The organism is Paraburkholderia sp. A1RI-2L, from assembly GCF_048957375.1.
GTDB lineage: Bacteria > Pseudomonadota > Gammaproteobacteria > Burkholderiales > Burkholderiaceae > Paraburkholderia.
On record NZ_JARBTA010000001.1, the window covers coordinates 2,432,570 to 2,444,990 of the forward strand.

General features: G+C 64.2%; 12 protein-coding genes. 10 read left to right on the forward strand and 2 right to left on the reverse strand.

Annotation, left to right across the window (positions count from 1 at the left end):
- The first annotated feature begins 10 nt into the window (after window positions 1–10).
- From lptB to PWP93_RS11075, 7 genes are all read left to right on the forward strand, one after another.
- A complete protein-coding gene (gene lptB, locus PWP93_RS11045) occupies window positions 11–778 on the forward strand; it encodes an LPS export ABC transporter ATP-binding protein (RefSeq protein WP_421025155.1) in 768 nt (255 codons plus the stop codon).
- Between the two features lie 331 nt (window positions 779–1,109).
- Window positions 1,110–2,627: an RNA polymerase factor sigma-54 gene (locus PWP93_RS11050; protein ID WP_421044509.1), complete on the forward strand. Its 1,518-nt coding sequence runs from the start codon at window positions 1,110–1,112 to the stop codon at window positions 2,625–2,627.
- Between the two features lie 178 nt (window positions 2,628–2,805).
- A complete protein-coding gene (gene hpf / locus PWP93_RS11055) occupies window positions 2,806–3,162 on the forward strand; it encodes a ribosome hibernation-promoting factor, HPF/YfiA family (protein WP_035523833.1) in 357 nt (118 codons plus the stop codon).
- 436 nt (window positions 3,163–3,598) lie between these two features.
- Entirely contained in the window at window positions 3,599–4,054 is a 456-nt protein-coding gene (gene ptsN, locus PWP93_RS11060) for a PTS IIA-like nitrogen regulatory protein PtsN (protein WP_174220076.1), read from the forward strand.
- A 58-nt stretch (window positions 4,055–4,112) separates the two neighbouring features.
- A complete protein-coding gene (gene hprK / locus PWP93_RS11065) occupies window positions 4,113–5,081 on the forward strand; it encodes an HPr(Ser) kinase/phosphatase (RefSeq protein ID WP_027795920.1) in 969 nt (322 codons plus the stop codon).
- A 102-nt stretch (window positions 5,082–5,183) separates the two neighbouring features.
- Complete coding sequence (rapZ, locus tag PWP93_RS11070) at window positions 5,184–6,077, forward strand: RNase adapter RapZ (protein ID WP_421022926.1); 894 nt, start codon at window positions 5,184–5,186, stop codon at window positions 6,075–6,077.
- 41 nt (window positions 6,078–6,118) lie between these two features.
- Complete coding sequence (locus tag PWP93_RS11075) at window positions 6,119–6,757, forward strand: LON peptidase substrate-binding domain-containing protein (RefSeq protein WP_421022925.1); 639 nt, start codon at window positions 6,119–6,121, stop codon at window positions 6,755–6,757.
- A 23-nt stretch (window positions 6,758–6,780) separates the two neighbouring features.
- Here PWP93_RS11075 and mutY read toward each other — a convergent pair whose 3' ends face one another.
- Entirely contained in the window at window positions 6,781–7,902 is a 1,122-nt protein-coding gene (gene mutY, locus PWP93_RS11080; RefSeq protein ID WP_421044510.1) for an A/G-specific adenine glycosylase, read from the reverse strand.
- Window positions 7,903–7,929: 27 nt separating this feature from the next.
- Window positions 7,930–8,760, reverse strand: coding sequence for a bifunctional DNA-formamidopyrimidine glycosylase/DNA-(apurinic or apyrimidinic site) lyase (mutM, locus tag PWP93_RS11085; RefSeq protein WP_421022923.1), 831 nt, complete (start codon window positions 8,758–8,760; stop codon window positions 7,930–7,932).
- Window positions 8,761–8,893: 133 nt separating this feature from the next.
- Between mutM and PWP93_RS11090 the strand changes: the two genes are divergently transcribed.
- From PWP93_RS11090 to ispE, 3 genes are all read left to right on the forward strand, one after another.
- Window positions 8,894–10,777 carry a tetratricopeptide repeat protein gene (locus tag PWP93_RS11090; RefSeq protein ID WP_421044511.1) on the forward strand — a complete coding sequence of 628 codons (1,884 nt, stop codon included), beginning with the start codon at window positions 8,894–8,896 and terminating at the stop codon, window positions 10,775–10,777.
- A complete protein-coding gene (gene lolB, locus PWP93_RS11095) occupies window positions 10,777–11,451 on the forward strand; it encodes a lipoprotein insertase outer membrane protein LolB (RefSeq protein ID WP_421022921.1) in 675 nt (224 codons plus the stop codon). Before PWP93_RS11090 ends, lolB begins: the two co-directional genes overlap by 1 nt.
- 63 nt (window positions 11,452–11,514) lie before the next feature.
- The gene (gene ispE, locus PWP93_RS11100; protein WP_421044512.1) at window positions 11,515–12,396 is read left to right on the forward strand and encodes a 4-(cytidine 5'-diphospho)-2-C-methyl-D-erythritol kinase; all 882 of its coding nucleotides are present in this window, start codon (window positions 11,515–11,517) and stop codon (window positions 12,394–12,396) included.
- Window positions 12,397–12,421: the final 25 nt, after the last annotated feature.

The following is a 12,421-nucleotide window of genomic DNA, read 5'->3' on the forward strand; positions in this document are numbered from 1 at the left end:
CGTCTCCCCCATCCATCAGCGCACGGCCGCGGGCAAGACGAGCTCGCTCGTCGTGCGCAACCTCAAGAAGCGCTATGGCTCGCGCACCGTCGTCAAGGACGTTTCGCTCGACGTGAAAAGCGGCGAGGTGGTCGGACTGCTCGGACCCAACGGCGCGGGCAAGACCACGTCGTTCTATATGATCGTCGGCCTCGTGCCGCTCGACGCGGGCGAGATCGACCTCGACGGCGAGTCCATCAGCCTTTTGCCGATCCACAAGCGCGCGGCGCTCGGCCTTTCGTATTTGCCGCAGGAAGCGTCCGTGTTCCGCAAGCTCACCGTGGAAGAGAACATCCGCGCGGTGCTGGAACTGCAGACCGACGGGCACGGCAAGCGTCTCTCGAAGGACACCATCGCCACGCGCTCGGACGCGCTCCTCGACGAACTCCAGATCGGCCATTTGCGCGACAATCCGGCGCTCTCGCTTTCGGGCGGCGAGCGCCGCCGCGTGGAAATCGCACGCGCGCTCGCAACCGATCCGAGCTTCATCCTGCTCGACGAGCCGTTTGCAGGCGTCGACCCGATCGCCGTGCTGGAAATCCAGAAGATCGTGAAGTTCCTGAAGCAGCGCAACATCGGCGTGCTGATCACGGACCACAACGTGCGCGAGACGCTCGGCATCTGCGACCACGCGTACATCATCAGCGACGGCAGCGTGCTCGCCGCAGGCGCCCCCGGCGAGATCATCGAGAACGAGAACGTTCGCCGCGTCTATCTCGGCGAGCATTTCCGCATGTGACACGCCGATCCGGGGCGCGCCAGACACCCCGCGCGCCCCGGCCTTGCTCGCCATACCGAGCCGAGCAAGGCCGCCCGGCGCCGCCGGCCGCGCCCCCTCATTTCCGAGAGTTTTCCGTTGTTCCTGCCTGCTGGCGTCGGCTCCGTCCGCCCAGTGAAGTTCATGCGCCGCGCATCGTACAGGCGTGCGCGCGAGTATCCCGCGCGCTTGTTTGCGCACCAAATTCGCGCTTGCAGCCGCCCTGCGCACTCCCCTCGGGCACGCGCGTTTTCGCGTATGTCGCGTGGTATCGCGAGCGTGGCAAACTCTTTACAATGAATCGCACACTGCCATGAAAGCCAGCCTCCAACTCCGCCTCTCGCAGCACCTCGCGCTCACTCCGCAGCTACAACAGTCGATCCGGCTGCTGCAGCTGTCGACGCTCGAACTGCAACAGGAGGTCGCCACGGCGATCGCGCAGAACCCCTTGCTCGAGAACGAGGACGACTGGATCGCCAGCCCGCTGCGCGTGGCGGCGGACGGCTCGGTCATCGCCCAGCCGCCAGCGCCCTCGGGCGCCGAGCCGATGCAGGGCGCGGGCAACGGCGCAACTTCGTCTGCCAGCGGCGGCGAAAGCGGCGAAGGCGACCCCCAGGGCGTGGACGAATACGACGGGCTCGGCGGCGATGCGAATGGCGAGGCAAGCCAGTGGAACCTGGACGACTACGGCCGCTCCGGCAGCGCCTCCGACGACGACGACCTGCCGCCGCTTCAGATACACGAATCGACCACCACGCTGCGCGACCATCTGATGGCGCAGTTGCGCGAAACCAATGCGAGCCAGCGCGACCGCGCGCTCATTACGTTCCTGATCGAATCGCTCGACGACGACGGCTACCTCTCGTCAACCTGTGAAGAGATTCTTGCCGATATCCCGGAAGAGCTGGAAGTCGATGCCGACGAACTGAACGCGGCGCTCGCGCTGCTGCACAGCTTCGACCCGGCCGGCGTGGGTGCGCGCTCGGCTTCGGAGTGCCTGAAGCTGCAGTTGTTGCGCGTCAATCCGTCTCCCACGCGTACGCTCGCCCTCGAAATCGTGTCGAATCATCTGGAACTACTCGCTGCGCGCGACTTCACGCGTTTGCGCAAGCAACTGAAGGCCGGCGACGACGAATTGCGCGAGGCGCATACGCTGATCCGCTCGCTCGAACCGTTTCCGGGCGCGGCGTACGGCAAGGCCGAAGCCGACTATGTGGTACCGGACATCATCGTGAAGAAGTCCGGCCAGAACTGGCACGCCGAACTCAATCCGGAAGTCGTGCCCAAGCTGCGCATCAACCACCTGTACGCCAACATCCTGCGCAACAACCGGGGCGATCCGGGCAGCGGGTCGCTGCGGCAGCAGTTGCAGGAAGCGCGCTGGCTCATCAAGAACATCCAGCAGCGCTTCGATACGATCCTGCGCGTCGCGCAGGCGATCGTCGAGCGTCAGAAGAATTTTTTCGTGCATGGCGAGATTGCCATGCGCCCCTTGGTTTTGAGGGAGATTGCTGATACGCTGGGCCTACACGAATCTACTGTCTCGCGTGTGACAACCGGTAAATACATGCTGACTCCATTCGGGACACTTGAATTTAAGTACTTCTTCGGATCGCATGTTTCAACGGACACGGGAGGCGCCGCATCATCTACCGCCATTCGTGCCCTCATCAAGCAACTCATAGGAGCCGAGAACACCAAATCCCCTCTTTCGGACAGCCGCATAGCCGAACTGCTGGCGGAACAGGGTTTCGTGGTTGCGCGACGCACTGTCGCGAAGTACCGCGAGGCGCTGAAGATCCCGGCGGTTAATCTGCGCAAGTCTCTTTAAGCCTGTTCCGGCCTTTGCGGAATGGGCATTTTCCGGCCGCGGCGCCAGTTGGCGGAGATGGCCAGTCGGGCTAGCCCCCTCGTGACGGCCTTTCGGGGAGCCGAACGACCTGGGCGAGTCAGTCGACCGGCACAGCCGCGCTTCACGCGTCACGCGGCCAATAGCCTGGAGAAGCACTATGAATCTGAAGATCAGTGGACACCATCTCGAAGTAACGCCAGCGTTGCGAGAATACGTGATCACCAAACTGGACAGGGTGCTAAGACATTTCGATCAGGTCATCGATGGCAATGTGGTCCTCTCGGTCGACAACCACAAGGAAAAGGACAAGAGACAGAAGGTTGAAGTGAACCTTCATCTGAAAGGCAAGGATATTTTTGTGGAAAGCGCGAACGGCGACATGTACGCCGCCATCGATCTCGTGGTCGATAAACTCGATCGTCAGGTCGTGCGCCACAAGGATCGCCTGCAAGGGCATCAGCACGAATCGCTCAAGTATCAGCCGGCTGCTCCGGTCGAAGTTCCGCCGCAATAACGCAGTGAACATCCGGAGTTGATTCAACCCCGTTTGCTGGCTTGAGCAAATGCGCGAAATCTGGCCTCAGCCAGATCTCCAGCAGGCCGCCAACGAAGCCGCCCTCGCCGGGCGGCTTTTTCGTGGACCGTTTCGTGGACCTTCCCGAGCACAGGATCCGTATGTCCGGCATCGAACGGTGCTCGAGAGTGCAACCGTGCAACAATGGTTGCGCCGATGCATGGCGCATCGCACCATCGGCCAGTACGCTTGTTCTATAATGGTCCAGTCACTTTCGGGGTAATACGTCCCCATGGTCCCGGCATCGCGCTGGTCGTGCCAGGCGAGGTGCCGGCTGCGCAGGGTTTGTCCTGCGCGCAACGGCGTGTCGCCTCGCGCATCAGCTGCGCCGATTGTCGGGGTGAGGAGCATTCAGGCCACGTTTTCGCCTGCCAACATGAATCGTTTAGCCAAAATACTTCCCATCGAGAACGTCGTCGTCGGTCTGTCCGTTACCAGCAAGAAGCGCGTCTTCGAACAAGCTGGCCTGATCTTCGAAAACCAGAACGGCATCGCCCGCAGCACGGTTACCGACAATCTGTTCGCGCGCGAGCGTCTCGGCTCCACCGGCCTCGGTGAAGGCGTGGCCATTCCGCACGGCCGCATCAAGGGCCTGAAGCAGCCGCTCGCCGCCTTCGTGCGGCTTGCCGAGCCGATTCCCTTCGAAGCGCCCGATGGCCAGCCCGTCTCGCTCCTCATTTTTCTGCTCGTGCCGGAACAGGCCACGCAGCAGCACCTTGAAATTCTGTCCGAGATCGCCCAACTGCTGTCGGATCGCGAAACACGCGAACGGCTGCATACTGAGGAAGATCGCGAGACGTTGCATCGACTGCTCACCCAGTGGCAACCTTGATGTAACGCGCGGCCCCTGATGTAACTCGTGGCTTTTTGCGCATTTGGCGCCAGGACTCATGGACACTTCCAGCATCAACGCCCAAAGCATCTTCGACGACAACGCCACCACGCTGAAGCTTAGCTGGCTGACGGGGCACGAAGGCTGGGAACGCGGCTTTTCGGCCGAGACGGTGGCAACGGCGACGGCCAGCGCGGACCTCGTCGGCCACCTGAACCTGATCCACCCGAACCGCATCCAGGTGCTCGGCGACGCCGAAATCCATTACTACCAGCGCCAGACCGACGAAGACCGCTCGCGCCACATGGCCGAGCTCATCGCGCTCGAGCCGCCGTTCCTCGTAGTCGCCGACGGCATGACCGCGCCGCCCGAACTGGTGCTGCGCTGCACGCGCTCCTCCACGCCGCTCTTCACCACGCCCATGTCGGCGGCCACGGTGATCGACAGCCTGCGCCTCTACATGTCGCGCATCCTCGCGCCGCGCGCGACGCTGCATGGCGTATTCCTCGACATTCTCGGCATGGGCGTGCTGCTGACCGGCGACTCGGGCCTCGGCAAGAGTGAACTCGGCCTCGAACTCATCAGCCGCGGCCACGGCCTCGTGGCTGACGACGCCGTGGACTTCGTGCGCCTCGGCCCCGATTTCGTCGAAGGCCGCTGCCCTCCGCTCCTGCAGAACCTGCTCGAGGTGCGCGGCCTGGGTCTGCTCGACATCAAGACGATCTTCGGCGAGACCGCCGTGCGCCGGAAGATGAAGCTCAAGCTCATCGTGCAACTGGTGAGGCGGCCCGACGGTGAATTCCAGCGCTTGCCGCTCGAAAGCCAGACCGTGGACGTGCTCGGCCTGCCCATCAGCAAGGTCACGATCCAGGTGGCGGCTGGGCGCAACCTCGCGGTGCTCGTCGAGGCCGCCGTGCGCAACACCATCCTGCAATTGCGCGGCATCGACACCCTGCGCGACTTCATGGACCGCCAGCGTCTCGCCATGCAGGATCCGGACAGCCAGTTCCCCGGCAAGCTGATCTGATTCGGCAAACGCGCCCATGACGCGCGATCTGTGCGCCGCAGCGTCATCACCGGCGCATAGATCGAATGCTATGATGACCCAATCGGGTTCATCCTCTTTCTCATGCGTATCATCCTGCTCACCGGCATTTCGGGCTCCGGCAAGTCAGTGGCGCTGAATGCGCTCGAAGACGTCGGCTATTTCTGCGTCGACAATCTGCCTCCGCGCTTTCTGCCGCAGCTTGCCCAATATCTCTCCGAAGACGGCTACGAGCGTCTCGCGGTTGCGATCGACGCGCGCTCGAGCTCCTCGTTCGAGGACATGCCGGAGATGATCCGCGACCTCGCGCGCGAGCACGATGTGCGCGTGCTGTTCCTCAATGCGAGCACGCAGTCGCTCATTCAGCGCTTTTCCGAGACGCGCCGCCGCCATCCGCTTTCCGGGTCCGTCGCGCACGACGCCAACGTCGGCATGCTCAAGTCGCTTGAAGAGGCCATCGAGCACGAGCGCGAATTGGTCGCCAATCTCGCCGAATTCGGCCATCAGGTCGACACGAGCAACCTGAGCGCCAACGCCCTGCGTCAGTGGATCAAGGTATTCGTCGAAGGCGGGCGCGGCTCGCTGATGCTCACCTTCGAATCGTTCGGCTTCAAGCGCGGCGTGCCGCTGGACGCCGACCTCGTGTTCGACGTGCGCACGCTGCCGAACCCGCATTACGATGCCCGCCTGCGACCGCTCACCGGGCTCGATGCGCCCGTGATCGAGTTTTTGGACGCGCAGCCGGCCGTCCACGAAATGATCGACGATATCTACGCGTTCGTCGCGAAATGGCTGCCGCATTTCCGCGACGACAATCGCAGCTACCTGACCGTCGCGATCGGCTGCACCGGCGGCCAGCATCGCTCGGTCTACATTGCCCAGACGCTCGCCACACGCTTCGCCGGCGAGTCAAACGTCATCGTGCGTCATCGCGACGCGCCACTCGACGTCGGAGAATCGTCCCGGCTGATCGCCTAACGCGGCCGCGTCGCGCGGCCCTTAACCGAAAGCGTTGCGCCATGTCCTCTTCTCCTGCCGTGCTCGCCGATTTGCCGCTCTTTCCGCTGCATACGGTGCTCTTCCCCGGCGGCTTGTTGCCGCTGAAGATCTTCGAAGCGCGTTATCTGGATATGGCGCGCGAATGTCTGCGCGAGAAAACACCGTTCGGCGTATGCCTGATCAAGAGCGGCGCCGAGGTCGCGCAACCCGACGAAGTCGCCGCGGTTCCCGAAAGCGTGGGCTGTCTCGCCGAAATCGAGCAGTGCGATGTCGAAACTTTCGGCATGCTGCACATTCGCGCGCACGGCACGCGGCGCTTCAGACTGCTCTCGCATCGCGCGGAAGCAGACGGCTTGCTGGTAGGCATGGCCGAGCCGCTACCCGAGGACATTCCGCTCGAAGGCGCGGAGCATCTCGCACGCTTCGGCGCGTGCGCCGAGGTGCTGGAGCGCATCATCGCGACGATCCGCGAGCGCGATGCGGCGAGTCTGCCGTTCGCGGAGCCATTCCGGCTCGACGATCCGTCGTGGGTCTCCAACCGCCTCGCGGAGGTCCTGCCAATTGCATTGCGCGCACGGCAGAAGCTGATGGAACTCAACGACGCCGGTGCGCGCATCGACGTCGTGCATCACTACATGCAGCAGCATCAGTTGCTGTAACGCTCACTGCCTACGTTTTTGCATCAGATCAACGAACCGCGCAGGCCGTCGAGCAGCTTGCGCACCGGCGCGGGCACGCCGTAAGCGTCGATCTCGCGCAGCGGGACCCACGCCGTTTCCGCCTCATTCGCCGCGAGCCCGGCGCCCTTGCGCTCGAGTTCGATCATGCGCGGCTCGATGTCGAGCTTGAAGTGCGTGAACGTATGCGTGAGCGACGCGAGCGGCGAAGCTTTCGCGCTCGCGCCGAGCCGCTGCGCGCGGTCGGCCAGCGCCGCTTCGCCCGCGGCTTCGGGCAGGCTCCACAGACCGCCCCAGATGCCCGTGGGCGGGCGCTTCTCCAGCATCACCGCGTCGCCGTCGAGCAGCACGAGCATCCACGTGCGGCGCGTGGGCACGGCTTTCTTCGGACGCGCAGCGGGCAACTGGCGCTGGCGGCCTGTCGTCTTCGCCACGCAGTCGCTCGCAAAAGGGCAGCACTCGCAATCGGGCTTGCCGCGCGTGCACAGCGTCGCGCCAAGATCCATCAGCCCCTGGGTGTAGGCGCTCACCTCGGCGTCGCTGGCATCGGCGCCCGGCACGAGCGATTCGGCGAGCGTCCACATCGCGTTCTCCACGCGCTTCTCGCCGGGAAAGCCTTCCACGCCGAACACCCGCGCCAGCACACGCTTCACGTTGCCATCGAGAATCGTCGCGCGCGCGCCGAACGCGAACGACGCGATCGCCGCCGCCGTCGAGCGGCCGATGCCGGGCAAATCGGCGAGCCCTTCGACCGTCGATGGGAACCGGCCGCCGTGCTCCTGCGCGACCACCTGCGCGCATCGATACAGATTGCGCGCACGAGAGTAGTAGCCGAGCCCGGCCCATAGCGCCATCACGTCGTCGATGGGCGCGGCCGCGAGCGTCTCGACCGTGGGAAAGCGTTCGAGAAAGCGCGCGTAATACGGAATCACCGTGGAAACCTGCGTCTGCTGCAGCATGATTTCCGAGAGCCAGATGCGATAGGGGTCGCGCGTGTTCTGCCATGGCAGATCGTGGCGGCCGTGTTCGCGCTGCCACGCAATCAGGCGTGGCGCGAAACTCGCGAGCAGGTCGTCCGGATACGTGCCGGCAGCGGGCTTTTCGGTAGATGCGGATGAAAGATACATGGAAGAGCTTGCAGGAGAAACCTGCCCTCAGCGCTGACAGCGCGGACAGAAATAGGTCGACCGCTGGCCCTGCACGATCTGTGTGATCGGCGTGCCGCACACGCGGCAAGGCTGGCTCGCGCGGTCATAAACGAAATATTCGAGCTGGAAGTAGCCGCTTTCACCGTTGCTGCCGACAAAATCGCGCAGCGTGCTGCCGCCCTTCTCGATGGCCGAGGCCAGCACGGCGCGCACGGCGTCCGCGAGCAGTTCGTAGCGCGCGAGCGAGACGCGGCCCGCTGCCGTGGTCGGCCGGATGCCCGCGCGAAACAGGCTTTCCGATGCGTAGATATTGCCGACGCCCACCACGATGTCGCCGGCGAGCAGCGCCTGCTTGACGGACACCTTACGGCCGCGCGTCTCGCGAAACAGCAGTGCGCCCGAGAATGCTGGCGTAAACGGCTCGATGCCGAGATTCGCAAGGAGCGGATGGCCAAGCACGTCGCCCGCCTCGCGCGGATGCCAGAGCACGGCGCCGAAGCGGCGCGGATCGCGAAAACGCAGCGTGAAGTCGTCGAAGAACCAGTCGACGTGATCGTGCTTCTCCGCGGCCGGCGGCTTTGGAAGATTGCGTAATACGCGCAGCGTGCCGGTCATGCCAAGATGAACGATGAACCAGCCCTCGTCGACCTCGAACAGCAAGTACTTGCCACGCCGGCCCACGGAACGAATCGTGCGCCCGCGCAGCGTGCGCGCGAGCGTGGCCGGCACAGGCCAGCGCAGGGCCGGATTGCGCACCTCGACGCGCTCGACGCGCCGGCCCGCTACCCACGGCTCGATGCCCCTGCGGGTGACTTCAACTTCTGGCAGTTCTGGCATGTCTAAAAAGGGGTGAGAGGTTGTGCCGGAACAATCCGGCGAGCGTAACCGCGCTGGTCTGCAACTTGCGTCGCCGTTGTGCGCGTATTGTATCCAGCGCGTTACAATCGACCGAAACATTCGACGGAATTCCATGGAACTGTCTTTCGTAAAGCTGTTTGCGAAGCGCTCGCTGCGGGGCTTCAAAGCGGGCTCCAAGGCGGCAGCGCCGCGTCTGCGCGAAGCGCGTCAACTACGCGTCCCGGGTCCCCGGCGCCTGATCGGCGCTGCGGTGCTCGCGGCCTGGGCGTTGACGACATCGAGCGCGTACGCACAGGATCGGACCCCCACCTCGGACGACACTTCCGTCACCATGCCGGATGTGTTCGGGCCCGCTTCGCCCGACGAAAAGAAGGACCTGCCGGGCGTCGCGCTCTCGAGCCAGATCGTCTTCCAGGTGCTTGCCGCTGAAATCGCGTTGCAGCGCAATCAGCCGGCGCCGGCCTACCAGACCTATCTCGCACTCGCCCGCGACACGCACGACCCGCGCATGGCGCAACGCGCGACGGAAATTGCGCTCGCGGCGCAAAGCCCCACCGACGCGCTCACCGCCGTGCAGCTCTGGCAGCAGTACGCGCCGGATTCGGAGCGTGCCGCGCAGCTGGACGCCTCGCTGCTCGTGCTTGCGGGCAAGCCCGCCGAGGCGCAGCCGCTGCTCGCGCGCGAGTTGGCCCGCGTGCCGGCGGAAAGCCGCAGCCAGGCGCTGCTCTCGTTGCAACTGCTGCTCTCGCGCGGCCCGAATCGCGCAGGCGGCCTCGATGTGCTCAAAGCGCTGCTCAAGGACGACATGAACCGTCCCGAGGCGCAACTCGCCCTCGGACGCCAGCAACTGCTCGTCGACGACGTGCCGGCCGCGCGTAAATCGTTCGAGCAGGCGCTCGCCATCAAGCCCGACTATCTGCCCGCCGCACTGATGCTCGCGCAGATGGGCCCGGAAGAGCGCCAGGAAGGCATCGCGTCGATCGAAAAATTTGTTCAGCAGAATCCGAAGTCGCGTGAAGGACGTCTTGCGCTCGCGCAAACCTACCTCGCCGCAGACCGCCTCGACGACGCGAAAAAGCAGTTCGAGTTTCTGCACAAGGCCAATTCGACGGACCTGATGCCACTGATGGCGCTCTCGCTCATCGACGTGCAGCAGAAGAAGTACGACGAGGCCAAGCAATATTTGGTGCAGTACACGCAGGTGGCGGAAAAAACGCCGGGCGCGGATCCGGGCCAGGGCTACATTTATCTCGCGCAACTCGCCGCCGAGCAAAAGGACGACGCGGGGGCGCAGCAGTGGCTCAACAAGATTCAGCCCAGCAGCCAGCAGTATGTGCCTGCGCAGATTACGCGTGCGCAGATGCTCGACAAGCAGGGCAAGGTCGACGAGGCACGCCGTCAGCTCGCGAGCATCCAGTCCGACGACCCACGCGACCAGGCGCTGATTGCGCGCACGGACGCCGCCATCCTGTTCGACGCGAAGCGCTATGCGGAAGCGGAATCGCGCCTCGCCAAGGCCACCGCCGACTTCCCGGACGACCCCGATCTCACCTATGACTACGCCATGGCCGCCGAAAAGACCGGCCACTACGAAGTCATGGAAGCGCAGTTGCGCAAGTTGATCAAGACGCAGCCCGACAACCCGCAGGCCTACAATGCGCTCGGCTACTCGCTCGCGGACCGCAACCAGCGCCTGCCGGAAGCGGACAAGCTGGTCGAAAAAGCTTCGTCGCTCGCCCCTGACGACGCGTTCATCATGGACAGCGTGGGCTGGGTGAAGTACCGCATGGGCGACAACGCCGACGCCATCAAGCTATTGCGCAAGGCCTACAGCCTGCAGCCGAACGCCGAGATCGGCGCGCACCTCGGCGAGGTGCTGTGGAGGAATGGCGACCAGGACGGTGCGCGCAAGGCCTGGCGCGAGGCGCGCAAGCTCGAACCCGACAACGACACACTCCTGAAGACGCTCAAGCGCTTCCAGGTCAACGATCTCTGATGGCTGAATTTCAACCGCATCTCCACCCCACCGCCTCTGCCGCTGCGAGACGCGCCTCGCGACTGATCCCGCGGCCGGCGCTGGGCGTGGCGGCGGCCGGGCTGCTCGCCGGATTGCTCACGCTCGCGGGCTGCGCGACGCAAGTGCCGCGTGAACCGTCCACGGCTCGCGCCACGACGTCGCTCACCACGCAAACGAGCCGCGCCTACCATGGCCGCTTCGCCGTTCAATACGATGACCAGAACGGCCAGCAGCGCAACGCCTACGGCAATTTCGACTGGCACGAAGCCGATTCGACCGTGACACTGCAACTGCTCAATCCGCTTGGGCAGACGCTTGCCGTCGTCACATCGTCGCCGGGCCAGGCCACGCTCGAATTGCCGAACAAGCAGCCGCTCACCGCCGACAACGTCAGCACGCTGATGCAGCAGGCGCTCGGTTTCGCGCTGCCGGTGGAAGGTTTGCGCTACTGGCTGCAGCCGTCGGTCGCCCCCACGTCGCGCGCGCATACGACGCCCGACGCGAAAGATCCGCTGCGCCTCGCGCAGATTCAGCAGGATGGCTGGACCATCGACTATCTCGCCTACGCAGACGCCCCCGCCACCGGCGTCAAGCGCGTGAACCTCATGCGCGACGACCCGCCGCTTCAGATCAAACTCGTGCTCGACCAGTAAAGGAATTGCGCCCTGCGGCGGCAAGCGCGATGCGCGCGCCGCCGCAAGGCGCCTACCCGCATCATGACCGAAACCCAGGACTCGCTGCGCGACTGCCTCGCGCCCGCGAAACTCAATCTCTTCCTGCACATCACGGGTCGCCGGCCCAACGGCTATCACGACCTGCAAACCGTCTTCCAGTTGCTCGATTGGGGCGACACGCTGCATTTCACGCGCCGCCTCGACGGCCGCATCACCCGCACCACGGAGGTTGATGGCGTCCCCGCCGAGCAGGACCTTACCGTGCGCGCCGCGACGTTGCTCAAGCAACATACCGGCACGAACGAAGGCGTCGAAATCGACATCGAAAAGCGTCTGCCGATGGGCGCAGGCCTTGGCGGCGGCAGCTCGGATGCGGCCACCACGCTGCTCGCACTCAATCGCCTATGGAAGCTCAACCTGCCGCGCGAGGAACTGCAGGCGCTCGCGCTCAAACTCGGCGCCGACGTGCCCTTCTTCGTCTTCGGGAAAAATGCATTCGCTGAGGGTGTTGGCGAGGCGCTGGAGGCTGTACAATTGCCCCCGCGCCACTTTTTGGTGGTGACACCGCGAGTTCATGTTCCTACCGCTGAAATTTTTTCAGAAAAGTCATTGACAAGGGACACAAGAGCCTGCACAATAGCAGTCTTTCTTGCACTGCAAGCAACGCAGAAGGGATGGCCAGACAACTTCGGCCAAAACGACATGCAAGCGGTTGTCGCAGGAAAATACGCGGAAGTAGCGCAGGTGCTCAGATGTTTTGAAAACATCGCTCCAGCGCGGATGACCGGGTCGGGCGCAAGTGTTTTCGCAGCGTTCGCCAGTCGGGCTGAAGCAGAAGTCGCGCAAGCGCGGCTTCCGGCAGACTGGAGAAGTGCAGTGACGTCGAGCCTGGACACGCATCCACTCTTCGCTTTCGCGGCATAGTTTTGCGTGGCTGATCGTCCTACCG

Excerpts from the sequence above, each read along its gene's own strand:
- PWP93_RS11050 (WP_421044509.1), top strand. The coding sequence starts at position 1,110 with ATGAAAGCCAGCCTCCAACTCCGCCTCTCGCAGCACCTCGCGCTCACT.
- hpf (WP_035523833.1), top strand. The coding sequence starts at position 2,806 with ATGAATCTGAAGATCAGTGGACACCATCTCGAAGTAACGCCAGCGTTG.
- ptsN (WP_174220076.1), top strand. The coding sequence starts at position 3,599 with ATGAATCGTTTAGCCAAAATACTTCCCATCGAGAACGTCGTCGTCGGT.
- hprK (WP_027795920.1), top strand. The coding sequence starts at position 4,113 with ATGGACACTTCCAGCATCAACGCCCAAAGCATCTTCGACGACAACGCC.
- rapZ (WP_421022926.1), top strand. The coding sequence starts at position 5,184 with ATGCGTATCATCCTGCTCACCGGCATTTCGGGCTCCGGCAAGTCAGTG.
- PWP93_RS11075 (WP_421022925.1), top strand. The coding sequence starts at position 6,119 with ATGTCCTCTTCTCCTGCCGTGCTCGCCGATTTGCCGCTCTTTCCGCTG.
- mutY (WP_421044510.1), bottom strand. The coding sequence starts at position 7,902 with ATGTATCTTTCATCCGCATCTACCGAAAAGCCCGCTGCCGGCACGTAT.
- mutM (WP_421022923.1), bottom strand. The coding sequence starts at position 8,760 with ATGCCAGAACTGCCAGAAGTTGAAGTCACCCGCAGGGGCATCGAGCCG.
- PWP93_RS11090 (WP_421044511.1), top strand. The coding sequence starts at position 8,894 with ATGGAACTGTCTTTCGTAAAGCTGTTTGCGAAGCGCTCGCTGCGGGGC.
- lolB (WP_421022921.1), top strand. The coding sequence starts at position 10,777 with ATGGCTGAATTTCAACCGCATCTCCACCCCACCGCCTCTGCCGCTGCG.
- ispE (WP_421044512.1), top strand. The coding sequence starts at position 11,515 with ATGACCGAAACCCAGGACTCGCTGCGCGACTGCCTCGCGCCCGCGAAA.